Genomic DNA, 25,597 nt, shown 5'->3' with positions numbered 1-25,597 from the left:
TCGCATGAATCTTGAGCTGATCACCATCTGCGTCCTGCTTGCAACCAGTATCGCGCTGTTCGTCGCGATGTCGATCGCCTGGTTCTGTTTCGGCCGCCATCAATATTCGCTGTTCTGGACGCTCGCGGCGGGCGGCGCCATGCTCCAGTGGACGATCGCAATCATCGGCCGTCTCGCCTTTCCCGAATCGCCGCTTCCCAGCATCATCACCACGCAGCTCGTGGTGATGAACAGCAGCCTGATCGCGATCGCCTTCCGCCAGCGTGCGGGGCTGAAGCCGCGGATCGGCCTGTGGGTTACGGGCAACCTCATCGTGTTCGCGGCGGTCAGCTATGTCGTCGCCGATCTGCACGACGCCGCTTGGCGCGCATTCATCGCCAACGCGGGCTGCGGTGCGCTGTTCCTGGTCGCGGTCGGTGCGCTCCTCTCCAACGGCCGCCGCGCGCAGCCGATGGAGATCGCTACCGCTGCGGTCGCGACGGTGTTCGCGCTGTTCGAAATGGCCGTTGCCGGCAGCGCGCTGGGCTTTGGGTCGGAAGGTGTCGCGCCGGCCGCCAACACCTATCGTCTGGTGCTCGGCATCGGCATGCCGGCCTCCTATGTCGCGCTGGGCATCAGCGCGGTGATGCTGCTCGTCGCCGATCTGGCACACCGCCTCGAGGCGCTGACGACGCGCGATCTGGAAACGGGTGCGCTCAACCGCCGCGGGCTGGATCAGGCCGCGGTCGCCGCGATGGCGAATTCGCGGCGCCGCCGCCTGCCGCTGTCGGTCGTGCTGATCGATCTGCACGGTGTGCGTGCGCAGCGCGGCGGTCCGTCGCGCGCCGTTCTCAACCAGCTGCTGGTGGGCGCTGCCGATCAGCTCAACGCGCTGATCCGCGAGGAAGATGTGTTCGCACGGCTGGGGCCGACGCGCTTCTGCCTGCTGTTGGGGGATACGCGCCTCCAGCAGGCGCTGGTGATCGCACGTCAGGCCGGGGCGGCTGTGGCCGCTTCGGCCGCCGCTGGGCGTTCGCTGAAGATCAGCTGGGGCGTCGCGCAGCTGCGATCGGAGGATTTCGCGTTCAGCCTGCTGCTCGATCGCGCCGAGCGCGAGATGACCGGCGAGAATGGTTCGGATTCGACGGTGGCCCGGATCCGGATTGCGGCCTGACGGTGTGACCCGCATGTCTGCGCCGGCGTGCGCGACGCTGCAGGTGGTGCACCGGCCATGAGCATCGGTATCAGCGGCTTCACGCTGCTGCTTGCGATCACGGCCGTGCTGTCCGGGTCGCTGGTGGTGGGCTGGTTCATCTTCGGCCGCATGCCCTACGCGCTGTTCTGGGCCGCCGCCGGCGCGGGCGAGACCGTGCTGTGGCTGATCAACGCGCTCTCGTCGCGCGACACGCCCGAAGGCGGCTGGATGCTGATGCTTACCGGGCTGCTGACCGTATGTGACAGCATGCTGGTGGCGCTGGGCTTTTTTCGCCGCGCCAAGCGCCAACCGCCGATCCTGTGGATGCTGGCGGCTGCGCTGGCGGTCATGGGGCTCGCCGCATGGGGGATGTTCCTGATGGAGCCGCGCAGCATCGCGCTGCGTGGCGCGCCGGTGAACCTGTTTTCGGCATCGATGTTCCTGCTCGGGGCGATGGTCATCCGCCCGCGCGACCGGAAGGCGAACTTCGCCGAATATGCCGCGGTCGGCGCAACGCTGCTGTTCGCCGCCTGCGAGATCGGTCTGGCCGCGGTCTGGCTCCAGATCGATGGGCCGCATGATCTGGCGCGCGCCGCGCTCAGGACCAATGCATTGTTCATCACCATGCCTTTCGCCTATGTCGCGGCGGGCATCGCGGCGATGCTGCTCATCGCATCCGACCTCAACGATCGCCTGCAGGTGATGGTGACGCGCGACGCCCTGACCGGGCTGTTCAACCGCCGCGGCCTCGAGCAGGCGATATTGCCGCCGCTCGCCAATGCCCGCCGCCGCCGGCGACCGATGACCCTGCTGCTGCTGGACGTCGGCGGAACCCTGACCGGGCTCAATCAACAGGCCGCGCAACGCCGGCTTTCCGCTGTGGCGGATACGCTGAGCGCCGTCATCCGCGAGGAGGATGTGTTCGGCCATCTCGGCAATGGCGCATTCTGCGTGGTGCTGATCGATACCGACGTTGCCGGCGCCGCGGTGGTGACGGAACGCATGCGCACCACGCTCACCGGCCAAGGCCATATCGTCGACGGCATCCGGATCGGTGTCGCGCAGGCCGGACCGGGGGATCTGGCGGCCGGGGCGATCATCCGCCGCGCCGAAGACGCGGCGCGCGCCACGCTGCCGCAGCCGGTTGCAATCTGACGATTCGTCCGCCCGGCGGGGCTCCGCTGGGGCATTTTCGGGGGAATGCCAGGGCTGCGCGGAGGCAGGCCCGGGGCATCACCGATCAGCGGAACGGCGGCTCGTTGAACGCGCGCAGCTTGCGGCTGTGCAGCTTGGCACCTTCGCGGCGGAGCTGCTCGCAGGCCTCGATGCCGATCAGCATATGTTCGTTGATCGCCCGCTCGTAGAAGCGGTTGGCCTGACCCGGCAGCTTGAGCTCGCCGTGCAGCGGCTTGTCCGACACGCACAACAGGGTGCCGTAGGGAACGCGGAAGCGATAGCCCTGCGCCGCGATCGTCGCCGATTCCATGTCGATGCCGACCGCGCGCGACTGCGAGAAGCGCAGCGCCGAGCGGCTGTAGCGCAATTCCCAGTTGCGATCATCGGTGGTGACGATGGTGCCCGTGCGCAACCGGCGCTTGAGCGCGTCCTGCGTTTCGCCCGAGACGATCTCCGCGGCATGCGCAAGTGCCAGCTGAACCTCGGCGATCGCCGGCACCGGGATCTCCGGCGGCAGCACATCGTCGAGCACATGATCGTCACGCAGATAGGCGTGCGCCAGCACATAGTCGCCGATGCGCTGGCTGGGGCGCAGTCCGCCGCAGTGGCCGATCATCAGCCAGGCTTCGGGGCGGACGACCGCCAGATGGTCGGTGATCGTCTTCGCGTTGGACGGGCCGACGCCGATATTGACCAGCGTGATGCCGGTGCGGTCGGGTGCGATCAGATGGTAAGCGGGCATCTGGTGCCGGCGCCACGCGCTGTCCGCCACCACACGCTCGGGATCGCTGGTGTCCGCGGTCACCATCAGCCCGCCGGCGCCCGACAGCGCGGTATAGGGCGTATCGGGATCCTGAAGCTGGTCGCACGCCCAGCGGACGAACTCGTCCACATAGCGGTGGTAGTTGGTGAACAGGATATAGCGCTGGACATGCTCGGACGGGGTGCCGGTGTAGTGGCGCAGCCGCGCGAGCGAGAAATCGGTGCGCAGGCCGTCGAACAGCGCCAGCGGCCGCGGCTGATCGCCCGCGAGCATCGTGCCGTCGGCAATCTCATCGCCGATATGCGCCAGCTCGGTCGCCGGGAACCAGCGGGCGAGGTCCAGCGCGCTGATCCCCTCGAGCGAGAGATCGTGGCCCGGATCGAGCACGTAGGGGAAGGGGATTTCCTGCCGGCCGGGTCGGACCTCGACAGTGACGCCATAATCCTCGATCAGCAGTTCCAGCTGCTCGATCAGATAATCGGCGAACAGGGCAGGGCGGGTGACGCTGATCGCATATTCCCCGGGCGTCACCAGCCGGCCATAGGATCTCGGCGGCACGACAAGGCCGTTGTCGCCCTGAAAACGGATGCGGATCTCAGGATAGGCGAAGCTGCCGTCGCGGCGCTGTTCCGCCGTAGGGCGAACGCCATTGGCGATGAAATCCGCCAATGCATCGCGCAGCCGATCGACGGCTGTAGAATAGAGCCGCTCGAGCTCGGCAACGAGGGCGGCGGCGTCAGCTCTTTCGGCGTTCGTTGACATCAATTGCGGATAAGCTGCTGCGGTGCAGCGTGCAAGCGAAAGCGCCGCCCGGTAAACCGTGCGGCGCGTTCGTCATCAGGAATCCGGGGTGGAAACCGCCGTGGTCACTCCGCCGCAATGCCATAGGCGGGCGACCGAGCCGCCGCGGAGATTTCGCTCGCCGCGTCGGTGCCGGAGTTCGCGGGCTCATCACCGCGCCGGCGGTTCAGATAGACCACACCAGCAGTCGCGGCCGCGGCAGCGGCGACCACGCCGCCAGCGATCGCCGCGGTCGTCCAGGGATGGTCCTGCGCCGATGCGATAAGATTGCCGGCAGCCTCACGGCCGCGCTCCATTCCCGCATTGATCTGCTCGCGCGTGGTGCGCGGCGTTTCGGCCAGATCCAGCCCGGCCTGCTGCTTTTCGATGGCGTCCTCGATCATCTTGTGACTCCCGATTGCTGTTACGATCGACCTGGAAACGCGCGAGGCGGCCCTGGTGTCCCATCACGCGCCAAATAGAGGACGGCGCGGGACGAAACGAGCATGGCACCTCGCTCCCCCGGCTCCGCGCGCCTTCAGATCGCGTCGCCGATCATCGGTTCGAACAGCTGCACCACATTTCCTTCCGAGCGCATGGCGGGCCCGAATTCGGACGGGTGGACGAACTCGTTGCGGAACCACGGGTAGATCGCCGGGTCGAACAGCTCGCGCAGCCAGGCGATCGTCTTGAGCACCGGATCCGAGGTGCGGGCGGCAGGATGATAGTAATAATAGAGCTCGAACTTGAACTGCGCGGGCAGTGCGATCGGCACCAGCTTGCGCGTCACGCCCATCACATAGGTGGGCATGAAGGCGATGCCGGCGCCGCTTGCCACCGCCCAGAACAGCGCGAGGCTCGAATTGGTGCGGATCGGCAGGAAGCCGGGGGGCCGTTCCGAGCCGACGAGCTGGTTGAGCAGATCGGACCGGACACCGGGCGCCTCCTGCTCGATGAAGCGGTGGTTGAGCAGGTCGTCGAGCGATGTCGGGACGCCATTGCGCCTGACATAGTCGTGCGAGGCGAAGGGCAGGAAGTGCATCGTCGCGAGCTTGCTGACCATCAGTTCGGGATTGGCCGGCGGGCGGAACAGCAGACCGACGTCAAGCTCGTCGCTGCGTTCGGTTTGGACGTCATAATCGCACATCAGCGAGACGGTGAGCTCGGGCATCCGCTGCTGCAGGTCGAGCAACCGCGGCGTCAGCCAGCCCGATCCGATCGCCTCGCTGGCGCCGATTCTGAGCTCGCCGGGGCGGCGCAGCTCATAACGCGGTTCGTCGCTGAACAGGTCGATCGCGGCACCGCGCATCCGCTGCGCGAGGTCGCGCACGCGCATGCCGGCGGCGGTCGGCCGGGCGCCATCGGGCCATCGTTCGAGAAGGATGTGCGAAACCGCTTCTTCCAGCCGGGCGACGCGCGCGCGCACCGTGTTGGGCGACAGGTTGAGCAACACCGCCGCACGGCGAAGACTGCCGACCTCCGCGACCGCCAAAAACGCGCGGACATCGTCCCAGCGCAGGCCACGCGGAAGCATCACCGGAAGGGGGGCGTGCAATGATTGAACGGGCCGGTCAGTTTTCTTGGTCACCCCACGCTCCATGCTTCGCTTTATTAGGTCTCCCGAGGGGCGTTACCCTTTTTGACGCATCAGGGGTTCGAAGACAATGAAACATGCTGTGGGGCATTTCTCCGATGAAACGACTGGTGCACTTGCCTTCTCCCCCGACTTCTATCGATTGACCGATCGAGGTGCGGAGAACGCGCCGGCGATCGAACGCCCGTCCGAACGCGACATCACCGATGCACTGGCCCATGTGCGCCAGTCGATGGCGATTGCAAGCCCTGAGACGGTTGCGGCGGTGCGCAGCCGCAATCCGGACCTGTTCCGCCTGATGCGGCGCGGCGAGACGGTGGCCGATTGGCCGTTCATCGCCTTCCTGCCGCTCAACGAGGCGGGTGCCGCCGCCCTGGTCACCGGCCAGTTCGATGGCGCCACGCCGCAGCCGGAATGGATCGCGACCCCGGCGGAAGCGCCTGCGGCCATCTATATCTGGCTGGTGTTCGCGCCGAGCCGGATGGTCGACGGCCTTCGCCTCCTCAAGGTGCTGGAGACGATCGGCCGCGGATGCCCGGTCTTCTCGCGCCCGATCAGCGAGGTTTCGGCCAAGATCCAGCGCAATGCCGGCTTCATGGCGGCGCGGGATTTCTATCCGGATGCGCCGGATTGGGCGATCGTGCTCCACGCCCGCGAGACGCCGGCGGCCGAGGCCAAGCGCAAGCGCCCCGAACTGTCGGTGCGCGTCGTCCGCACGATGGAAGACATGATGCGGGTCTTCGCCGTCCGTTCCGCCACCTATATGGCCGAGCAGTTCGCAACCTTCGAGGAAGAGTTCGACGGCAATGATTTCTGCGCCACGCATCTGATCGGCACCGTCAACGGCGATGCCGCGGGCTGCGCGCGGATCCGCTATTTCGGCGATTTCGCCAAGCTGGAACGGATGGCGGTGCGCGTGGAATATCGCAACACGCGGCTGATGTTCGAACTCGCGCGGATGTGCATCCAGCATTGCCGCGAGAAGGGCTTCCGCAAGCTCTATGCGCATGCCCGTGAGGATCTGGTGCCGCTGTGGCGCCGGTTCGGCGCACGGCTGCTGGAAGACCGGCCGCCGTTCAGCTTCTCCGACGTCGAGTTCCGCGAGATGCACATGGACATCGAGCCCACGGATGGCGCGATCCGCTTCGGTGCCGATCCGCTGGTGACCATCCGTCCCGAAGGTGCGTGGGATCGGCCCGGCGTGCTCGATGGGTCGGCAGGGCTCCAGTCGATGCTCGACCGGCGCGGCCATATCCGCACCGGCATCAAGACGATGGGCGAGATGCGCGTGCGCGCCGCCTGACCAACGCCGATCCCCGCTCGGCGGCGGCGTCTCGAACGCGCGCAGCCGGGCGGGGACGGTGGGTATCCGGTTCAATGATCGCGCCGCGTCGAAGCGTCCTCGTCCAGCAGCGCATCGAGGCGCTGGATGGCAAGATCGAGATGCGCGCTCGGTTCCCATGCCTGGACGTCATCCAGCAAATGAAGCGCCTCGGCCATCAATTGCCTGGCCCGCGACAATATGGTCGCCAGATCGCGCTCATTCATTGCCGACAAGCCGATCGACGTGCATTCGACACTCTCGCCCTTATGGAGCGAACGGCACCAACGGCCGCCCGCTTGTTGTTGCGTAAACAGACGCTGCCGTCCGCAACAGAATACGCATTCGGGCCGGTAGGTGCGTGTGATGCCCGATTAACGGGCAACTTCCTCCTATTGCAAGTCATTTCGGAGCAATGTCCGCGTCAGGAATTCCGATAGGCGAGCGTTACCGATTTGGATAGCGGGCGCTCCCAAAAGGGACTGTCGCCAAAGCCTTTTTAGCCCGTTTCGGAGGACCACAAGCGGCCGCTCATGCAACGACACTCGTCCGATTCCCATCCATATCGCATGGCAGACCGCGCGGACCTCCGATCGCTTACCCACAACCGCCGGCACGGCAGCGCGATTGCGACTTTCCGGTTCAAGCGCCGCATGGGCGGGAGCGGCTCTTGCCGGAAATGGGCGCGACGGGAGCCAGCCTGGTCGATGATGAAAATGAAACAGGCGCCGTAGCCTTACGGCTGCGGCGCCTGCTCATCTCATGCCGGGGCAGGGATCACCCGCCCCGGTATCGGGTCAGAACTTGACCTGCGCACCCAGCGAGAAGCTGCGGCCGACATCATAGGTGTTGATGTCGATGCGGTTGTCGCCGGCCTGCTGATATTCCTGGTGGCGCGTACCGGTGATGTTGCGCGCCTCGAACTTGAGCTCGATTTCCTTGCCGAGGAAGGTGAAGCCCTCGCGGGCAACGAAATCGAGGCGGAAACCCGGCTTCTCGATGATGTCCGGCTGACGCAGTTCGCCCTGGATCGGACCGCGATCGACGACACGCTTGCTGGCGTAGGTCAGGAGGACCGTCGCCTGCGACAGCTTGTCGGTATCTTCGATACCGATCTGGATGTTGGCGAGATGGTCGGACTGGCCGGTCAGCGGCGCACCGTCCTGGAACAGCAGGTTAGCAGCCACCGTTTGGAGGCTGGGCCCGACGATCAGCGAGTCATCCACCTTCAACTCGGATTGGGTGTAGGTGTAGTTGCCGATCAGCACGAGGCGCCGGGTGGAGAAGAAATCGCCGCCGAGCGTGTCGAGGGGGACATGCTTCTGCACTTCGATTTCGGCACCATAAAGCTGCGCCTCGGGTGCGTTGGCGAAGCCGCTGCGGAACTGACCGCCACCCGCGATGAAGGCTGCCGCTTCGATCGGATTGTCGATCTTCTTGTAGAAGCCCGCCAGCGTCAGGCGCTCGCCGCGACCGAAGAACCATTCGTAGCGGGCTTCGGCATTCAGCAGTTCGCTGTCGATGAGGAACGGGTTGCCGGTGAACTCGCGGTCCGATTCATAATCCTGGTAGATCTGCTGCGCGAGCTCGCGGAACTGCGGGCGAGCGATCGTCTTGGAACCGTGCAGGCGGATCTGCATGTCCTCGGCGAAGTTCCAGGTCAGCGTTGCCGCCGGCAGCCAGTAGCTGTTGTTCAGATTGGTGGGCACAAGCGTTGCACCGACCGGCAGAACGGTCTGCTTCGCATCCTCGTAACGCACGCCCGCCGCAAGTCGCAGCCCGTCGACGAGTTCCGCCTCGATCTGTCCATAACCGGCATGGACTTCGAGATTGGCGTCATAGGCGGCCGCGCCCTCGGCACCGGACACGTCACGAAGCTGGATGTTGTAATTGTAAATATTGTAATCGGAGATCAGATAATCCGGCCGCTCTTGCGCAACATCGAGCGGCAGTGCGCCTTCCGGACGGAAGTAGCGGAACTGATAGCGCGATGCGGATCGCTCCGTTTTTGTGTAGGCATAGCCGGCCGCCAGCGAAATCGGCATTGACGAAGGCAGCTTATAGCCGAGGTCGATTGCCCCGGAATAGACATCTTCGTTCAGGTCACTGAACGCCACGGATGCGGATTGCCCCGCCGACGACAGATTGTTGATGTAGTCGTCAACATCGCCGGGACCCTTGGTCGTCGGATCACCGTCGCCCTGGTAGAAATAGGAGAAGCTGCGTTCGTACGGCGATTCGCGTTGGGAGTTGGCATAGGCCCCGCGCACATCGACGCTGAGATCGTCGAACTTGAATTCGCCGACGAGCTGCGTGTCGATCAGCTGGCGCTCGAACCAGAACGTGTTCTGTTCGATAATCGAGGGCGGCTGACCCTCGTTCTGGTCGGAGACGCTGCGGTTGTAACCGGCGGCCAGGCGGCCCTGCTTGAGCGTGTCGCGGATATACAGATTGGTCCAGCGGAGCTGGTGATCGCCGAACTCGAGGCCCAGGCCAAGCAGGCCGTTGACGATGATCCGGTTATCGGTGGTGACGCGATTGAAACTCTCCTGCGGCGTTCCAGCGACGTTCGGATCGTTGGAGAATTGCTGCAGCGCGCTGCGGGTGCGCCAGGAGTTGCTGTAGCCGGCGGCGGCAATGAAGCCGATGCGGGTCGCGCCGACGTCGGTCGAACCGCCCGCGCTGATGTCCGCGGCGAAGTTCATCGGAATGTCGAAATTGCGCTGGAGGAGGCTGGTCGACGCGTTGACCAGCCCTGCGGCGAAGTCGCGACGCTGCGCATCGGTCGTGGCGCCGAAGCCGCCGCCCCTGACTGCCTGCCGCAGTCCGTTGGGCATGTCGCGGGTGCCGTCGTCGAAACCCGTCCAGTCGGTATCGCTGCCGTAATAGGTGTAGCCGAGCCTGCCGGTCGTCTCGCTGTCACCGCTGCCCGAGATGCCGATCGTCAGGAAGGATTCCTTGGGTACGGCCTTCGTCGTGAGGTTGATCACGCCGCCGCCGAACTCGCCGGGGTAGTCGACCGAATAGCTCTTCTGAACGAGCGAACTCGCGATGACGCTGGTCGGGAAGATGTCGAGCGGAACGACGCGGCGCAGCGGTTCGGGGCTGGGCAGCGGCGAGCCGTTGAGCAGGGCCGACGAATAGCGGTCACCGAGACCGCGGACGTAGACGAAACCGTTGCCGACCACGCTGAGGCCGGTCACCCTTGAAAGCGCGCCAGCGATGTCACCCTCGCCGGAACGCGCGATGTCCGCAGCGGACAGCACCGAGACGACTTCGGGCGTTGCGCGGATGACATTGGGAATGAAGCGGCCGGTGACGACGATGTCGGCGCCGGTATCGGCGCCGGGCGCCGAAATTTCGACCTGTTCCTCGGGATTGTCGGCCTGTTCCGCCGTCGGCGGCGCGGGTTCCGCGTCGGCCGTGCTCGAGGGGGGGGCATCTGCTGTCGTTCCGGCGGGTGCACCGGTCGTCTGCGCGATTGCCGACGGTGCGATCAGCGCCGTCGAGAGCAGGAGCAAGCTCCCGAAGGTGAGTGAAGTCTTCATCGTTTCCCCCAAGCGGTCTTGTCGGAAATACGGGGGCAGCGGCGCTGGCCGCTGCCCCCGGGGCTCAGGCAAATGCCCGGGTTAGGCGGTGGGGATGGTCGTGCAGTTCGCGCTGGTGGAGCCGAAGCTCACATAGCTCGCGCTGCAGGTCCAGCCTTGGTACCACGTGTCCGAAGCGTCACGGACGGCGCCGATGTAGCTCGTCGTTTCGAGGAACGCGTTCAGGGTGTTGGCGTTGAACGCCGGAATGGCGGTTTCAGCCGCGCCGTTGATGAACACGCTGCTCAGCGTCGGCGTGACGTTGGTACGGTTGTTCGGATCGAGCGCAAGAAGCGCCGTGATCTGAGCCGCCGGCACATTCGATTCGTCACGCACCGGGTTCGGGCAGGAAATCAGCACCGAGCGGAACTCCGGGGGGCCGTCGTCCTGCAGCGCGCTGTCCGCCGGACGCATCGTGGTGCCATTCTCCTGGTCGATGTCGATGCAGTTCTGCGTGCCGACGACGACGCTGTTGAGCAGCTTATAATCCGCGCCGCCGCGGATCAGGATGGTGTTGCCGCCCTGGACGGTCGAGCGCTGAACGAAGGTTGCGTTCGAAACGACGGTCTTCTGGCGCGGCAGCGCGTCTTCGTTCTGGTTCGAGTCGGCCTCGATCATCGAGTCGCCGTTGTTCGAGTCGCGCTGGACCGCGATGACGTACTGGATGAAGCCCTGATAGCCGAGGTCGGTGTCGAGCGCATCGTCGTCGGTGCCGGTGATCACCAGATGCTTCAGGTTCGCACGGCCGCCGAAGATCTCGATGCCGTCGTCCGAGCTGTTGTGGATCTGGATGTGGTTCAGCGTGGTGTTGCTGCCGACGCCACCCAGGGTAAGGCCCTGCAGTTCGTTGCCCGAGGCGATCTCGAAGCCGGAGTAGCGGATCTGCACGTACGTCATCGAGCCGCTGTTGTCGTTCGCAGTGGCGCCGCCGTAGAACGAGCCCGTCGTTCCCTCGATGACGTTCTGGCAGCCGACCGAACCGCCCGGAACCGAGGTGTTGCAGTCGCTGATGGGTGCGCGGCCGAGCAGGATGATGCCGCCCCACAGCCCTTGCGACGCGTCCGTGGCGGTGCCTTCGATATTGGCGCGCGCCGTGAAGATGATGGGCTGCGTCGCGGTGCCGTTAGCGATAATGCGGGAGCCGCGGTTGACGACGAGATAGTCGTTGCCCGACGAGGCCATGAACAAGGTGCCCGGCTGCACCGTGAGGGTTACGGCCTGGCCGCCGGCCTGCGTGCCGCTGCCGCCGAGATCGGTGCCGACGTTCGTCGCGCCGGAGATCGAGTAGACGACGCCCGGCAGGTTATCGATGCGCGTGTCCTGCGTGAAGCGCGCCGGCAGTTCGCAGGCGCGCTTGGAGCCGACGACGCCGCGGTCGGTGGTGCCCGACGGGCAGCTCGCCGCCGGCTGACCCGGGGTCGGGGTCGGCGTGGGGGTCGGCGTGGGGGTCGGCGTCGTCGGGGTCGGCGTCGGCTGGATGATGACGCCGTCGCCGGGCGAGGCGACGTCGTCGGCGCCGCAAGCGGCGAGCGCCGCGCAACCGCAGGTCGCGAGCAGCAGCTTCGTTACGCGGGAAATTTTGGCCATTATCGTCTACGCTCCGGTTAGCTTCGGGTATCGGAGCGAAAGGGGAAAATGCTGGATTCGGCCGCGCCCCCTGCCGCCCTCCGGGGGGCCCTAAGCGTGGCGCATGACACCGGGGTTGTGGTTCGATGACTCATCGAAGTCAGCGGAGTTGCGATTTTATGACAGGCTCGGCTGTGGCATTTACGCCACAGGCGGTTATCGCTAGCCCGCGGCGGGCCGCGGCCAGGGGCGCTGGCGATACCATTTGGTGATCACATACTTATAACCCGCACGCACTTTCATCGCGTGATGCAGCGTGGCAACGTTCCCCGATCCATCGGCGCGCAGATTGTTCCACATCAGCAGCTTGCCCTCTTCGGGCTGGACGATCTTGTCGATCACCTTGAAGCGCGTCGCGCCGCCGGCTTCGGGCGTGTTGAGATAGATCATCGCCGTCCAGGTGCGCTGGCCGGTCTCGCTGCAATATTTGACGTAGTCGGGCCCGTTGACCTCGAAATAGTCGGTGTGCGCCTTGAACTCTTGGCCCACCGCATAACGCTGGCCCTGCAGCGGCTCGCCGAGCGCCGCGTCCATGCCCATGAACCCCGCGATCTTGTCGTCGAGTGCGATGGCAACCGGATCGTCCCAGCTGAGGTCGCAGGTCTCACTGGTCCGGAAATATTTGTCGCCCATGTCGTCGGACACGGTGGAGGGGCGGCGCTTGGCATCGATCCGCTCGATCAGCGCCGCGCATTCCTCGGCCGACAGGAACTTCTTGTTGATGAAAAGGTCGAGCTTCGGGCTCGGCACCTTCTGCACACCCGGGGTTCCCAACAGCCGCGATGCGATGTCCATGTTGCACTCCTTGATCCGCGGTTGCGTCTAAAGCGCCGAGCGGGCACGATCAATTTCGCGGAGGTCGGAAGACGGCGATTTCCGCCAGAGGATCGCGCCTGACGATTTGGGCTTGCCCGGATTGCAGAAAATCCGTCACCAGAGAGTCATTGTTCCGTCACATCTGGCCCCTAGCGCGGCCGGATCGGGGGTGTTTGATGCGTATCGCCTTGGATCCGCGCGCGAAGCGGCTGTTGCGACGCTTGCCCCGCACCAGCGCTTACGGGGTCGTCGAGCTTTTATTGCTGCTGGTGCTGGCGGTGCAGTGCGCGCGCCTGCTGTGGGCCGTCGTCACGCCGGTCGGCCCGCTCGGAGACTGGCGCCCGCAGAACGGGATCGTCCAGGGCGCCGAGTCGCGCGCCCGGCTGCTGGGTGGATTCGATCCCTTTTTCCGCCAGCAGGCGGGCCCTGCCGAAGCCGTCGTCACCTCGCTGCAACTCACATTGTTCGGCGTGCGCGTCGACGAGGCGATGGGGCGCGGCTCGGCGATCATCGGCGGGCCCGACGGCGTGCAGAACAGCTATGCGGTGGGCGACGAGATCATCCCCGGCGTCACGCTCAAGATGGTACAGTTCGATGGCGTGACGATCAGCCGCGGCGGCGCCGACGAGCAGCTTTTCCTCGATCAGTCGGGCGCGGCGCCGCCGCCGGCGGTGCCCGATCAGTCGGACACCAGCACATTGCTCGATTCGCCGACGGCTGCGGCGGTACCCGGATCGCAGACGGTGGCGCCGCAGCAGTTGCTCGGCGAGATCGATTTCGCGCCGCGGCTGGATCAGGGCCAGATCACCGGCTTCGTCGTGAAGCCCAAGGGCGCGGGCACTGCCTTCCGCGTCGCCGGGCTGCAGGACGGGGACATCATCGTCTCGGTGAACAACCAGAAGATCACCAACGCCAGCGACCTCGAACGCATGGCCACCGAGGCCGGCGGCAAGGGCGGCAATATCAGCCTGCAGGTCGAACGCGGATCACAGGTCATTCCCCTCGTCATCACGATTGCGAGACAATGAAGAAGCATCTCCTGACCATCGGCCTCGCGCTCGCGCTGGCTGCGCCGTTGCCGCTCCATGCGCAGCAGACGCTCAATGTGCGCGATGCGGACATCCGCGCGTTCATCCAGGACGCCGCGCGCGTGACCGGGCGGACCTTCATCATCGACCAGCGCGTGCAGGGGAAGGTGTCGGTGGTGACCGATCGGCCGCTGTCGCGCAGCGAATATTTCGAGATCTTCCTTTCGACGATTCGCGCCAACGGCCTGATCGCGGTGCCGACCGCAAGCGGGGCGTTCCGCATTCAGCCGGCCGATGGCGCCGCCTCGCAGCCCGGCGCCGTCGGCGGCGCCAGCCGCGCGCCGCGCAATGCCTTCGTTACCGAGATCTTCCGCCTGAAGTCGATCGATGCGACCTCTGCGGTCGAGACGATCCGTCCGCTGGTCAGCCGCGAGGGCTCGGTCACCGCCAACCGCTCGGGCAATTCGGTGGTCGTCGCCGATTTCGCCGACAATATCCGCCGCATCCGCCAGGTGATCGCCGAGATCGACCGCGACAGCGCGACGACCCGGCTGGTGCCGTTGAAGAATGCGGGCGCGCGTGAGATCGCGCAGTCTCTGCAGCAGCTCGTCGGCACCGGTGGCGGGGAGGGCGCCGCAGCGCGCGGCCCGGCCGCAACGATCGTCGCCATCGACAGCTCCAACTCGATCGCGCTGCGCGGCGACGGGCCCACCGTTGCACGGCTTGCCGACATCGCCGCCGATCTCGATCGCCGCGCCGCCACCGGCACGGAGATTCGCGTGCTGTGGCTGCAGCATGCCGATGCCGAAAAAATGCTGCCGGTGCTGCAGCAGCTCGTCGGCCAGCAGCCGAGCTATTCCTCCTCCTCGAGCTCGGGGCTCAGCCGCCGCAGCAGCACGAGCGGATCGGGCGGATCCGCGTCCGATGCGCCGGCTCCTACGCCTTCGCCGAGCCCGGCGGCCTCGGCCGCCCCCGCGGCCACCGGTTCCGGCGGCAATGGCGGCATCGCCGGTCGTGGACCCGCGATCATCACCCGATTCGAGGGTGCCAATGCGCTCGTCATCGCCGCGCCGCCCGAGATCCAGCGCACGCTCGGCGAGGTCGTCCGCCAACTCGACACCCGGCGCGAGCAGGTGCTGGTCGAGGCGGTCATCGCCGAAATTTCGGACGCGACCGCCAAGCGGCTCGGCGTCCAGCTCCTCTTCGGCGGCAAGAACGCGCCTTTCGCCGTCACCAACTATTCGAACAGCTCGCCGAGCATCCTTTCGATCGCCGGTGCGATCGGCGCGCGGGAGCTGAGCTCTACGACCACCGTCATCAACGGCGACACCGTCACCACCAGCACCAACTCCGCGGTTACCGACCTGCTCGAGCAGAACGCGGCGCAGCAGATCCTCGCGGCGCAGGGGGGCTTTGCCGGTTTCGCGACCAAGATCGGGAGCGACCTGATCCTCGGCGCGATCGTCAACGCGGTGAAGTCGGACAACCAGTCCAACCTGCTGTCTGCGCCTTCGGTGATGACGCTCGACAATCAGGAAGCGCGCATCCTCGTCGGGCAGGAAATCCCGATCACCACCGGCCAGGCGCTCAGCAACAATTTCGACAATGCGTTCCGCACCGTTCAGCGCCAGAATGTCGGCATCTCGCTGGAGGTGAAACCGGTGATCAACGCGGGCGGCACGGTGAAGCTGGAACTGCGGCAGGAGGTCAGCTCGATCGCCGGCCCGGTGAGCGAGGATTTCTCGGACCTGATCCTCAACAAGCGCGAGATCGAGACGACGATTACGATCGACGACGGCGAGATCGTCGGCATCGGTGGCCTTCTCGACGACAATGAGCGGCGCACGGTCGAAAAGATCCCGTTCCTCGGCGACCTTCCCGGGCTCGGTGTGCTGTTCCGCTCCAAGGCGCGGTCGCGCGCCAAGACCAACCTGATGGTGTTCATCCGCCCGACGATCCTGCGCACCGCCGCGGATTCGCGCGAGGTTTCCGAGCGCCGCTACGGCTACATGCGCCAGCAGCAACTCGATGCGCGACCCGAGCGCGAGCCGACGATCGACGAACTGGTGCGCGAGTATATGGGCGCTGCGCCGCCGATTCCGGCGTCCCAGCTTGTTCCTGGCGATGCGGTTGCGGCGCCCGCGCCGGGTGCTGAAACCGCGCCGCCGCCGGCACCGGCAGAACCTGCGATCATCCGCCCCGAAGTCCGCGGTTCGACCTCAACGATCCGGCCGGTCGATCCCGCGACCGGGCTGGAGCCGAAGTGAGGATCCGGGGATGAGAATCCGCAAGGGCGGCGAGGCGATGGCGGTCGACACCGAAGCCGAGGCCGCCGCCGCGATGGCTGCGGCCGATGTGGCTTCCGTACCCGCGGCCGAGACGGTCTATGCCATTCCCTACGGCTTCGCCCGCAAGTTCGGCGTCGTTCTCAACGGACCGGACGAGGCGGGCGGCTATGCCGTGACCTTGCGCGAGGGCGGGAACCCGCGCGTGCTGCTGGAGGTGCGGCGCTATCTCGGCCGCGCTTTCGACGTCACCCAGGTGCCCGCGATCGAGTTCGACTGGCTGCTGTCCAACCGGTACGCGATGGACGGACAGGCGGCGGCGATGGCGGCGGGTTCGCTGGGGCTGGGCGATGAGCTCGACCTGCTGGCGACCGACCTGCCGACTGCGGACGACTTGCTCGATACCGCCGACGATGCGCCGGCGATCCGTCTGATCAACGGCATCATCGCCGAGGCCGCGCGGCAGGGCGTGTCGGATATCCATATCGAGCCCTATGAAACCGGCCTCGTCGTGCGCATGCGCGTCGACGGCGTGCTGCGCGAGACGTTGCGGATGCCGCCGCATGTCGCGCCGGTCGTCGTCAGCCGCATCAAGGTCATGGCGCGGCTCGACATCGCCGAGCGCCGCGTGCCGCAGGATGGCCGCATCGGCCTGACCCTCGCCGGAAAGCTGCTCGACGTGCGCGTTTCCACGCTCCCGAGCCGCGCCGGCGAGCGGGTGGTGCTGCGTATCCTCGACAAGGAGAATGCCGGCATCACGCTCGATGCGCTGGGCATGGCGCCGGCGATGCATGCGCTGCTGCGCGAGGCGTTGACCGAACCCAACGGGATCATCCTCGTCACCGGTCCGACCGGCTCGGGCAAGACGACGACGCTCTATGCCAGCCTGCGCCTGCTGAACGACGGATCGCGCAACATCCTGACCGTCGAGGATCCGGTCGAATATGCGGTCGAGGGTGTCGGCCAGACGCAGGTCAATTCCAAGGTCGGCCTGACCTTCGCTGCCGGGCTGCGGGCGATCCTGCGCCAGGATCCGGACGTGGTGATGGTCGGCGAAATCCGCGACCGCGAGACCGCCGAGATCGCGGTGCAGGCCTCGCTCACCGGCCATCTCGTCCTCTCGACCGTCCACACCAACGACGCGGTCGGCGCGATCACGCGCATGCGCGACATGAAGGTGGAGCCTTTTCTGCTCGCTTCGACCTTGCGCGCGGTGATCGCGCAGCGGCTGGTAAGGCGGCTGTGTCCGAACTGCCGCCAGCCGATGCCGGCAGGCGCGTCGGTTGCAGCCTTGCTCGGCATCGAGCCGGGCACGACGGTCTATGAGCCGCAGGGCTGCAACGACTGCAACGGTACCGGCTTCAAGGGGCGTATCGGCGTCTATGAAGCGGTCCGCGTCGACGATACGATCCGCCGGCTGATCAACGAGGGCGGGGACGAGGTCGCGATCTCCCGCCACGCCTTCCGAAACACGACCGATCTCACCGCGGCCGCACGTGCGCTGGTCCGGGAGGGAGTAACCACGCCGGAGGAAGCGGTGCGTGTCTCCCGCCGCGAGACGATCGATGCGTGAGGCTTGAATGCCTGATTTCGATTATCTTGCGCTCGACACCGGCGGTCGTGAGCGGCGCGGCAGCGTTGCGGCGCCGACAATCGAGGATGCGCGGGCGCGGCTCGACAAACGCCGCCTCTATGTCGTTCGAATCGAGGCCGGCAGCGGCGGCGGCGGCGCGGCGGCGGCAACGCGGGCGCGTCCGCTGCTGGCGGGCGGCAGCCTGTTCGGCCCGCGGCGCATGTCGGGCAAGGCGCTGACGCTGTTCACCCGCCAGCTCGCGACGCTGATCCAGGTCAGCCCGCTGGAGGAATCGCTCCGCACCATCTCGCGCCAGACCGAACAGCCGCACGTCCGCGCGGTGCTCGAGCGCGTCCATGCCGGCGTCGTCGAAGGCCGCCGACTGTCGGAATCGATGGGCCGCGAGCCGAAGAGCTTTCCGCCGCTCTATCGCGCGATGGTGTCCGCCGGCGAAGGCTCGGGCACCTTGCCGTCGATCCTCGAACGCCAGGCCGATCTCCTCGAACGCCAGGCGCACATGCGCTCCAAGGTGATGACCGCGCTCGCCTACCCGACCGTCCTCGCCTTCGTGGCGATGGGCGTGGTGATGGCGCTGATGATCTTCGTCGTGCCGCAGGTGGTGGAACAGTTCGATACGGTGGGGCAGGAACTGCCGCTGCTGACGCGGATCGTCATCGGTCTTTCGGACTTTCTCAGCGGCTGGTGGTGGGCGTTGCTGCTGGCGATCGCCCTGATCGGGTTCGTCAGCTGGCGCGCGCTGAAGGACCCCGGCATCCGCTTGCGCTTCGATCGCATGCTGCTGCGCATTCCGTTCATCGGCCGGCTGATCCGCGATCTCCATGCCGCGCAGATGGCGCGCACGCTTTCGACGATGATCGCCTCGCGCCTGCCGCTGCTGGAAGGCCTCGCGCTGACCAGCCAGACCGTTCACAATCGCGCACTGCGGGCGGCGACCGATGAGATCGTCGAAGCCATCAGAGGCGGCGGCAGTCTGTCGGCGGCGCTGCGCCGCGCCGACATCTTTCCGCCGCTGCTGGTCTATCTCGCCGCTTCCGGCGAGGCGTCGGGGCGATTGGACACGATGCTGGAACGCGCGGCGGACTATCTGGAACGCGAGTTCGAGGGCTTCACCTCGGCGGCGCTCTCGCTGCTGGAGCCGGCGATCATCGTGCTGATGGGCGGCATCGTCGCCATGATCGTGCTATCCATCCTGCTTCCTATCCTCCAGCTCGAAACGCTGGCGGCATCATGAGGTTTTTCATGCGTAGTTCCCCGATCCTTGCTTCCTTGCGCCGCCGCCTGGCGGCCGGGCCGGCACGCCGGCCGGACGAAGACGGCTTCACGCCCGTGAGGCGTTCCGCCGAACACGGCTTCACGCTGGTGGAGTTGATGGTCGTGATCGTGATCATCGGCCTGCTCGCCACGATCGTCGCGATCAACGTGATCCCCGCCGGGGACCGTGCCCGCGTCGACAAGGCCAAGGCGGACATCGCCACGATCGAGCAGGCGCTGGAGATGTACCGGCTGCACAACCTGAACTACCCGTCGACCGGGGATGGTCTTTCGGCGCTGCTGACCCCGCCGCCGTCGCTGCAGAACGCGCAACGCTATCAGCGCGGCGGCTATATCAAGAAGCTGCCGGACGATCCGTGGGGCCGCCCGTACAATTATAGCGCGCCGGGCCGGAATGGTCCGTTCGACATCTGGTCCTATGGCGCCGACGGCGTCGAGGGCGGGACGGACGACAACGCCGATATCGGCAGCTGGCAGTAATCCGATGACTTCGCGGCGGAGCGATCTGGCACAGGGCTTCGCGCCCTTGCGGCGTTCCGCCGAACGCGGCTTCACGTCTCTCAGGCGTTCCGCCGAGCACGGCTTCACGTCCCTGAGGCGTGCCGCCGAACACGGCTTCACGCTTGTCGAACTGATGATCGTGATCACGATCGTGGCGTTGATGTCGGCGGCGGTGGTGCTCGCGATGCCCGATCCGCGCGGCCGCCTGGTCGATGAGGCCGAGCGTTTCGCGGCGCGCGCCAAGGCAGCGCGCGATGCGGCGGTCGTGGAATCGCACAGCATCAACCTCAGCGTTTCCGCCCAGGGCTATCGCTTCGAGGCGCGCCGCGCCGGCCGCTGGGTACCGCTCTCGGATAAGCCTTTCCGCCCCGAGGAATGGACGGACGGCACCGTCGCTGTCGCCGCGGGTGGCCGCAGCCGGGTAACCTTCGATTCCACCGGCCTCGCCAGCCAGCGCATGGAAGTCACGCTGTTGCGCGAGGGCGTGCGGAGCATCGTGGTGATCGATACCGACGGTACGGTGCGGATCGATGGATAGGGGAGAACCCGAGGGGGAAGCCGGCTTCACCCTCCTCGAAATGCTCGTCGCGCTGATCGTGTTCAGCCTCGCCGCGCTGGCGTTGCTGCGGCTGGAGGGCGCGACCATCCGCAGCACGGCCGATCTCGAGACGCAGACCGTGGGGCAGATGGTGGCGCGCAACGTCGCGGTCGAGACCCTGAGCGATCCGCTCGCGCCATCGCTTGGCAAGAGCGACGGCAAGGCCGAGAATGGCGGTCGCCAGTGGCGGTGGGAGCGCCGCACCTCGCTGACCGGCGACCAGCGCATCGCCCGCGTCGATATCGCCGTGTTCGATGCGGCCGGCCTGCAGGCTGCGCGCCTCACCATCGTAAGGCCGCGCGAATGACCTCGATCCTGTCTTCGCGGCGTTCCGCCGAACACGGCTTCACGCCCGTGAGGCGTTCCGCCGAACACGGCTTCACGCCCGTGAGGCGTTCCGCCGAACACGGCTTCACGCCCGTGAGGCGTTCCGCCGAACACGGCTTCACGCTCGTGGAGCTTCTGGTCGCGCTGTTCATCTTTGCGCTGCTCGCCAGCGCCGGCGTCGCAATCCTTGCCTTCAGCGTGCGCGCGCAGGCGGCGGCGAGCGATCGTCTGACCGAGATCGCCGGGCTCGGCCGCGTCGGCGCGATCGTCTCGGCGGACATGGCGCAGGTGATCCCGCGCTCGACCCGTAACCGGGAAGGTGATCCGCTGCCCGCCTTCGATGGCCTTGCCGTCAGCAATGGCGAGCCCTTCCTGTCCTTCGTGCGGACCGGCTGGACCAATGCCGAAGGCGCGGCGCGCGCCAGCCTGCAGCGCGTCGAGTATCAGTTCGTCGACGGCCGGCTCGAACGCGTGCCCTTCGCCATGCTCGACGGGGCCGAGCCGATCACGCGATCGGTGTTGCTCGACGATGTCGACCGGCTCAGCGTCCGCTACCGCATCGACAATGACTGGATGGACACGTGGCAGCCGACGCGCGCCGAGGGATTGCCGCGCGCGATGGAGTTGACCATCCGCCGCCGCGATGGCGTAGAGTATCGGCAGCTCTTCCTCGTCGGGACGGGCTACTGATGCGCGCGCGTCCGCCCGTTTCCGCTGGAGAGCGCGGTGCCGCGCTGCTGACGGTGCTGCTGCTCGTCGCGGTGATCTCGGTGCTCGCCGCCGGCGCGCTGGAGAAGTTGCGCATCTCGACGCGGTTGGCCGCGAACGCCAATGCGACGGATCAGGCGCGGGCCTATGCCTATGCCGCGGAAACGCTGGCGCAGCGTCGTATCGACGACATCATGGAGCGCGATGCGGCGCGCACGACGCTGGAGGGCAATTGGAACGGCCGCCGCCAGCGCCTGCCGATCCCCGGCGGCCTCGCCACGGCGACCGTCTCGGACGGCGGCAATTGCTTCAACCTCAACAGCGTCGTCAGCGGCGCGCAGGGGCTGGAGAAGCAGGCCTCTCCCTATGGGATCTCGCAGTTCGAAGCGCTGATGACCTTGCTGGAGATCCCGCCGCAGGAGGCGCGGACGATCGCGGTCTCGCTAGCGGACTGGATCGATACCGACAGCATGCCGGGGTCCGGCGGCGCCGAGGACAATTATTACGCCGCGCTCGCCGAGCCCTATCTTCCTCCCAACATGCTGATCCAGGATCCCAGCGAATTGCGTGCGGTTGCCGGCGTCACGCCCGAAGTCTACGCGCGCCTCAGGCCTTGGATCTGCGCATTGCCGAACAATGAGCCGTCACCGATCAACGTCAACACGCTGTCGCCCGAACAGGCGCCGCTCTTCGCCATGCTGATCCCGCAGCAACTGACGCTCGAGCGCGCGCGCCAGATGCTGCTCGAGCGGCCGGCGAACGGCTTTTCGAGCCCCGCCGCCTTCTGGAAGCTGCCGGCGCTGGAGGCGCTGGTGCCGCCGATGCAGGCGGCTGAGCAGATCAAGGTGCGGACGCGATATTTCAATCTGAACATCAGCGTCGAGCTGGCCGGCGCCGAGCTGAGCGAGACCGCGCTGATCGATGCCACGCGCACGCCCTCGCGGCTGGTGCGGCGGCAATGGGGGGATCCTTCATGAGCAATGCGCTGGTGCTGTTCTTGCCCGAGCGCCCGGAGAGCGTGTGGCGCTGGCTGCGTTTCGCCGGCGATGCGGTGGTGGGGCGTGGCGAGGGCGCCGAGACGATTCCGGCGACATCGGCGGACAGCGCCGAGATCGAGCGCGTCGTCGCGGTGGCACCGGCGGGCGCGATGACGCTCGACTGGGCGGAACTGCCCAAGCTGGCGCCCGCGCAGGCGCGCGCGGCTGCGAAGCTGCTGGCGTCCGAGAACACGATTCAGCCGGCCGACGCGCTGCACGTCGCGCTGGGCGAGCCGGATGATAAGGCCGAGGCGGGCGTCCGCCCGATGGCGACGCTGGATGCGGCGCGGATGAGCGCGTGGCTGGCGGCGCTGCAGGCGCGCGGGCTCGATCCCGATGCGATCGTGCCGGCTGCCTTGCTGCTGCCGCGGCCCGAGACCGGCTTCGTGCGCGGCGCGCTGGGCGGTGAGGTCGTGGTCCGCGGCCGCGACAGCGGCTTCGTCGAGGATCCGCAGCTGGCGCCGCTGCTGATCGGCGATGCGCCGACCGACACGCTTGATAGCGAGGCGCTGGAGCGGGCGATCGCCGCAGGTGTCGCCGATCCGCCACTCGATCTCAGGCAAGGCGCGTTTGCGCGCCGCCGGCGGTGGGCGATCGACTGGAAACAGGTGCGGCGCCTCATCACCATCGGCGTCGCCATCGCCGGCGCGACCCTGGCGATCAGCCTGGCGCTGATCCTGCGCTACACGCTCGCTGCGGACGGACTCGAACGGCGTGCCGAGGTCGCGGCTGCGGAGGCGCTGCCCGGCGGCGCAGGGCAGGGCAATGCGGTGGCGCTGCTCGATGAACGGCTCGCAGGGATGCGGGGCGGCGGCTACGGCTTTTCGATAACCGCGGGCGCGGTATTCGCCGCGGTCGAAGCCGTGCCCGCGGTCGATCTCAACGCAATGACCTTTGAACGGGATGGCACGATGAAGCTCACGCTCTCGGCAGGCACCGGCCCCGAGGTGGAGGCGGTGAAGGCAAGGCTGGAGGCGCTCGGCCTGCGCGTCGTGCCCAGCGTATTCCAGCAGTCTGGTGACCGGATCAATGGCGACCTGACGGTGGCGCCGCGATGAACGCGCGCCTGCGCCTGTGGTGGGGCGGTCGGTCGCTCCGCGAGCAGCGGATGCTGCTGGTGATGGCGGCATTGCTCGCCATCGTCATCGTCTGGCTCGGTATCCTGCGCCCGGTAACCGATGGACTGTCGCTGGCGCGGGAGCGCCATGCGCAGGCAGTGATCGGCTATGGCGAGGTGCTCGCCAAGCGCGACGCGCTGCGCGCACTGACCCGCGCCGCGCCGGCGCCGCTCGACGGCCCGCTGGAAACCATCGTGCGGCAGACCGCGGGGGAGGCCGGTTTCACCTTCGCCAGCCTCAACGCCGACAGCGCCGATCATCTGACGCTGACCATCGCCAATGCCCGGCCGGCGGCGCTGTTCGGCTGGATCGCCGGGCTCGAACGGCGCGGCGTGCTGGTCGAACGGCTGGTGGTGCGTGACAACGCCGATCCGACGCTCAACGTCGAGCTCGCGCTCAGGGGAAGGATGCGCTGATGCGGTTGAAGCTTCCGCTGGGGCGCCGCGCGCTGCTGATCGCCGCCTTCGTCGCCGCGCTGATCATCACCTTCCCGATGCGCCTCGCGCTCGGTGCGATCGGGCTCGACGACAGCGGCTTTTCCGCGCGCGAGGTGCGCGGCAGCGTCTGGTTCGGGGGGCTGACCGAGGCGCGCGTCGGCACGATCCCGCTGGGTGACGTCGGCGCATCGCTCTCGCCGGTGCAACTGCTCGTCGGCCGGGCACGCGTCGATCTCGATGGGGAAGGGCCGGATGGCGTGCATGGCGCGGTCGGGATTTCGCGCAACAGCTTCGGCATCGACGATGTCACCGCCAAGCTGCAGGCGGGCAGCAGCTTCGCGCCGCTGCCGCTCTCGACGATCGATCTCACCGACCTTTCGGTGCGCTACGCCGATGGCCAGTGCCAGCGTGCCAGCGGCCGCGTGCGCGCCAATCTGGAAGGCGCGCTTGCCGGCGTTCGGCTGGGCGGTGGCCTCACCGGCAATGCCCGCTGCGAGGGCGGGGCGCTGCTGCTGCCGCTGGTGGGGGAATCGGGAATGGAGCAGGTGATGCTGCGCATCCGCGAAGGCGGCCGCTTCACCGCCGATATCGCCGTGCGCCAGGGCGATGGCCCGGGCTTCTCACAAACGATCCAGGGACGGCTCTGACCTCTGCTGCCCTCCCGCTTGCGGGAGGGGCCTGGGAGGGGCTGCCCGCGAACCGCTCAGCCCGGCAACGCCGCCCGCAGGATCTCCGCATAGATCGCGGTCAGCGCGTGGATGTCTTCCACTGCCGCGGCTTCGTCCAGCTTGTGCATCGTTGCGTTGGGCAGGCCGAACTCGACCACCGGGCACAGCTTCGACAGGAAGCGCGCGTCGGAGGTGCCGCCGGTGGTCGAAAGCTCGGGGGTGATGCCGGTAACCCGCGCGATCGCCTCGGCGACCAGGCTCGAAAGCGTGCCCGGCGGGGTGAGGAACGCTTCGCCCGAGATGCGCGAGACCAGCCGTGCGCCGGGTGCTTCCTCTTCGACGATCGCGCGGATCATCGCGGTCAGTGTCTCGCCGCTGTGGCGATCATTGAAACGGATGCTGATCCGCGCCTTCGCGAGCGCGGGGATCACATTGGTCGCGGGGTTGCCGACCTCGAGATCTGTGATCTCGATGTTGGAGGGCTGGAACCAGTCGGTGCCCTCATCCAGCACGATTGCCTCGATCCGCGCGAGGATGCGCACCAGGCGCGGGATCGGATTGTCGGCGAGGTGCGGGTAGGCGACATGGCCCTGTGTGCCGGGCACCTCGATCCACATGTTGACCGAGCCGCGCCGGCCGATCTTGACCATGTCGCCCAGCCGCACGGTAGAGGTCGGTTCGCCGACCAGGCACAGGTCGGGGCAGATGCCGCGTGCGCGCATATGCTCGATCAGCGCGACCGTGCCGAACAGCGCCGGGCCTTCCTCGTCACCGGTGATGATCAGGCTGATCGTGCCGTCGAGATCGCCCACCGTCGCCAGCGCGGCGACGAAGGCGGCGATCGAGCCCTTCATGTCGACCGCACCGCGCCCGTGCAGCAGCCCGCCACGGATCTCGGGCGCGAAGGGCGCGCTTGTCCAGCCCTCGCCGGGCGGCACGACGTCGAGATGGCCGGCGAACGCGAAATGCTTGCCGCCGTTGCCGCGGATCGCGAACAGATTGGCGACCGGCCCGTCGGGTGCCGCGCCGGCTTCGAAGATGTCGACGGCAAAGCCGAGCGCACGCAATGGTTCGGCGAGCACCTCCATCATCGCGACGCCGGCGGGCGTCACGCTGGGTACGGCCATCAATGTCCGGGCGAATGTGACGGGATCGATCATCGCGACCGCCTAGCGGCGCCGCCCGGC

The 25,597-nt window shown here is 67.1% G+C and carries 23 protein-coding genes; 15 read left to right on the top strand and 8 right to left on the bottom strand.

Translation table 11 applies throughout. From position 1 onward, the window contains the following. The first annotated feature begins 4 nt into the window (after positions 1-4). Both NX02_RS12325 and NX02_RS12320 read left to right on the top strand, forming a co-directional pair. Positions 5-1,153 (top strand): GGDEF domain-containing protein, encoded by a 1,149-nt coding sequence (locus NX02_RS12325; protein ID WP_025292498.1) that lies wholly within the window; start codon positions 5-7, stop codon positions 1,151-1,153. Between the two features lie 57 nt (positions 1,154-1,210). Beyond that, positions 1,211-2,329, top strand: a complete 1,119-nt coding sequence (locus NX02_RS12320; protein ID WP_047099783.1) for a GGDEF domain-containing protein — start codon at positions 1,211-1,213, stop codon at positions 2,327-2,329. A gap of 85 nt (positions 2,330-2,414) precedes the next feature. On the opposite strand, the gene NX02_RS12315 is transcribed toward NX02_RS12320, so the two are convergent. The 3 genes from NX02_RS12315 to NX02_RS12305 all read right to left on the bottom strand — a co-directional run bounded on the left by NX02_RS12315 (position 2,415) and on the right by NX02_RS12305 (position 5,481). After that, entirely contained in the window at positions 2,415-3,875 is a 1,461-nt protein-coding gene (locus tag NX02_RS12315) for an AMP nucleosidase (RefSeq protein WP_025292496.1), read from the bottom strand. Positions 3,876-3,979: 104 nt separating this feature from the next. Beyond that, positions 3,980-4,297 (bottom strand): hypothetical protein, encoded by a 318-nt coding sequence (locus NX02_RS12310; RefSeq protein WP_025292495.1) that lies wholly within the window; start codon positions 4,295-4,297, stop codon positions 3,980-3,982. A 134-nt stretch (positions 4,298-4,431) separates the two neighbouring features. Next, positions 4,432-5,481 (bottom strand): LysR family transcriptional regulator, encoded by a 1,050-nt coding sequence (locus tag NX02_RS12305; protein ID WP_162232676.1) that lies wholly within the window; start codon positions 5,479-5,481, stop codon positions 4,432-4,434. Positions 5,482-5,557: 76 nt separating this feature from the next. On the opposite strand from NX02_RS12305, the gene NX02_RS33295 reads away from it, so the two are divergent. After that, positions 5,558-6,790: a GNAT family N-acetyltransferase gene (locus NX02_RS33295; RefSeq protein WP_025292493.1), complete on the top strand. Its 1,233-nt coding sequence runs from the start codon at positions 5,558-5,560 to the stop codon at positions 6,788-6,790. 71 nt (positions 6,791-6,861) lie between these two features. Here NX02_RS33295 and NX02_RS32405 read toward each other — a convergent pair whose 3' ends face one another. From NX02_RS32405 to NX02_RS12285, 4 genes are all read right to left on the bottom strand, one after another. After that, on the bottom strand, positions 6,862-7,035 hold the full coding sequence (locus tag NX02_RS32405; protein ID WP_158013999.1) for a hypothetical protein: 174 nt from the start codon (positions 7,033-7,035) through the stop codon (positions 6,862-6,864). A gap of 570 nt (positions 7,036-7,605) precedes the next feature. After that, the gene (locus NX02_RS12295; RefSeq protein ID WP_025292492.1) at positions 7,606-10,356 is read right to left on the bottom strand and encodes a TonB-dependent receptor domain-containing protein; all 2,751 of its coding nucleotides are present in this window, start codon (positions 10,354-10,356) and stop codon (positions 7,606-7,608) included. Positions 10,357-10,437: 81 nt separating this feature from the next. Further along, positions 10,438-11,982 carry a hypothetical protein gene (locus NX02_RS12290; protein WP_025292491.1) on the bottom strand — a complete coding sequence of 515 codons (1,545 nt, stop codon included), beginning with the start codon at positions 11,980-11,982 and terminating at the stop codon, positions 10,438-10,440. 201 nt (positions 11,983-12,183) lie between these two features. Continuing rightward, entirely contained in the window at positions 12,184-12,816 is a 633-nt protein-coding gene (locus NX02_RS12285; RefSeq protein WP_025292490.1) for a prolyl hydroxylase family protein, read from the bottom strand. A gap of 197 nt (positions 12,817-13,013) precedes the next feature. Here NX02_RS12285 and NX02_RS12280 point away from each other — a divergent pair, with 197 nt between their 5' ends. The 12 genes from NX02_RS12280 (at position 13,014) to gspN (ending at position 24,389) form a co-directional block, all read left to right on the top strand. Beyond that, positions 13,014-13,865 carry a type II secretion system protein N gene (locus NX02_RS12280; RefSeq protein WP_025292489.1) on the top strand — a complete coding sequence of 284 codons (852 nt, stop codon included), beginning with the start codon at positions 13,014-13,016 and terminating at the stop codon, positions 13,863-13,865. Further along, a complete protein-coding gene (gspD, locus tag NX02_RS12275; RefSeq protein WP_025292488.1) occupies positions 13,862-16,132 on the top strand; it encodes a type II secretion system secretin GspD in 2,271 nt (756 codons plus the stop codon). The genes NX02_RS12280 and gspD overlap by 4 nt, the downstream gene beginning before the upstream one ends. 73 nt (positions 16,133-16,205) lie before the next feature. Further along, complete coding sequence (gspE, locus tag NX02_RS12270; protein ID WP_025292487.1) at positions 16,206-17,723, top strand: type II secretion system ATPase GspE; 1,518 nt, start codon at positions 16,206-16,208, stop codon at positions 17,721-17,723. Positions 17,724-17,730: 7 nt separating this feature from the next. Continuing rightward, positions 17,731-18,975, top strand: a complete 1,245-nt coding sequence (gspF, locus tag NX02_RS12265) for a type II secretion system inner membrane protein GspF (protein WP_025292486.1) — start codon at positions 17,731-17,733, stop codon at positions 18,973-18,975. Between the two features lie 8 nt (positions 18,976-18,983). Beyond that, a complete protein-coding gene (gene gspG, locus NX02_RS12260) occupies positions 18,984-19,496 on the top strand; it encodes a type II secretion system major pseudopilin GspG (RefSeq protein ID WP_025292485.1) in 513 nt (170 codons plus the stop codon). Positions 19,497-19,500: 4 nt separating this feature from the next. Continuing rightward, positions 19,501-20,055, top strand: coding sequence for a GspH/FimT family pseudopilin (locus tag NX02_RS12255; RefSeq protein ID WP_025292484.1), 555 nt, complete (start codon positions 19,501-19,503; stop codon positions 20,053-20,055). Next, positions 20,048-20,422, top strand: a complete 375-nt coding sequence (gene gspI / locus NX02_RS12250) for a type II secretion system minor pseudopilin GspI (RefSeq protein WP_025292483.1) — start codon at positions 20,048-20,050, stop codon at positions 20,420-20,422. The genes NX02_RS12255 and gspI overlap by 8 nt, the downstream gene beginning before the upstream one ends. A gap of 113 nt (positions 20,423-20,535) precedes the next feature. Beyond that, complete coding sequence (gspJ, locus tag NX02_RS12245) at positions 20,536-21,132, top strand: type II secretion system minor pseudopilin GspJ (RefSeq protein ID WP_025292482.1); 597 nt, start codon at positions 20,536-20,538, stop codon at positions 21,130-21,132. Continuing rightward, a complete protein-coding gene (gene gspK / locus NX02_RS12240) occupies positions 21,132-22,127 on the top strand; it encodes a type II secretion system minor pseudopilin GspK (protein WP_025292481.1) in 996 nt (331 codons plus the stop codon). Before gspJ ends, gspK begins: the two co-directional genes overlap by 1 nt. Continuing rightward, entirely contained in the window at positions 22,124-23,245 is a 1,122-nt protein-coding gene (gspL, locus tag NX02_RS12235; RefSeq protein ID WP_025292480.1) for a type II secretion system protein GspL, read from the top strand. The genes gspK and gspL overlap by 4 nt, the downstream gene beginning before the upstream one ends. After that, complete coding sequence (gene gspM / locus NX02_RS12230; RefSeq protein WP_025292479.1) at positions 23,242-23,721, top strand: type II secretion system protein GspM; 480 nt, start codon at positions 23,242-23,244, stop codon at positions 23,719-23,721. The genes gspL and gspM overlap by 4 nt, the downstream gene beginning before the upstream one ends. Continuing rightward, entirely contained in the window at positions 23,721-24,389 is a 669-nt protein-coding gene (gene gspN / locus NX02_RS12225; RefSeq protein WP_047099782.1) for a type II secretion system protein N, read from the top strand. Before gspM ends, gspN begins: the two co-directional genes overlap by 1 nt. A 56-nt stretch (positions 24,390-24,445) precedes the next feature. Here the strand turns inward: gspN and dapE are convergent, their stop codons facing one another. Beyond that, positions 24,446-25,570 carry a succinyl-diaminopimelate desuccinylase gene (gene dapE / locus NX02_RS12220; protein ID WP_025292477.1) on the bottom strand — a complete coding sequence of 375 codons (1,125 nt, stop codon included), beginning with the start codon at positions 25,568-25,570 and terminating at the stop codon, positions 24,446-24,448. Positions 25,571-25,597: the final 27 nt, after the last annotated feature.

It is taken from the genome of Sphingomonas sanxanigenens DSM 19645 = NX02 (genome assembly GCF_000512205.2).
Classification (GTDB): Bacteria; Pseudomonadota; Alphaproteobacteria; order Sphingomonadales; family Sphingomonadaceae; genus Sphingomonas_D; species Sphingomonas_D sanxanigenens.
This window is presented reverse-complemented; position numbering and strand designations above follow the sequence as displayed.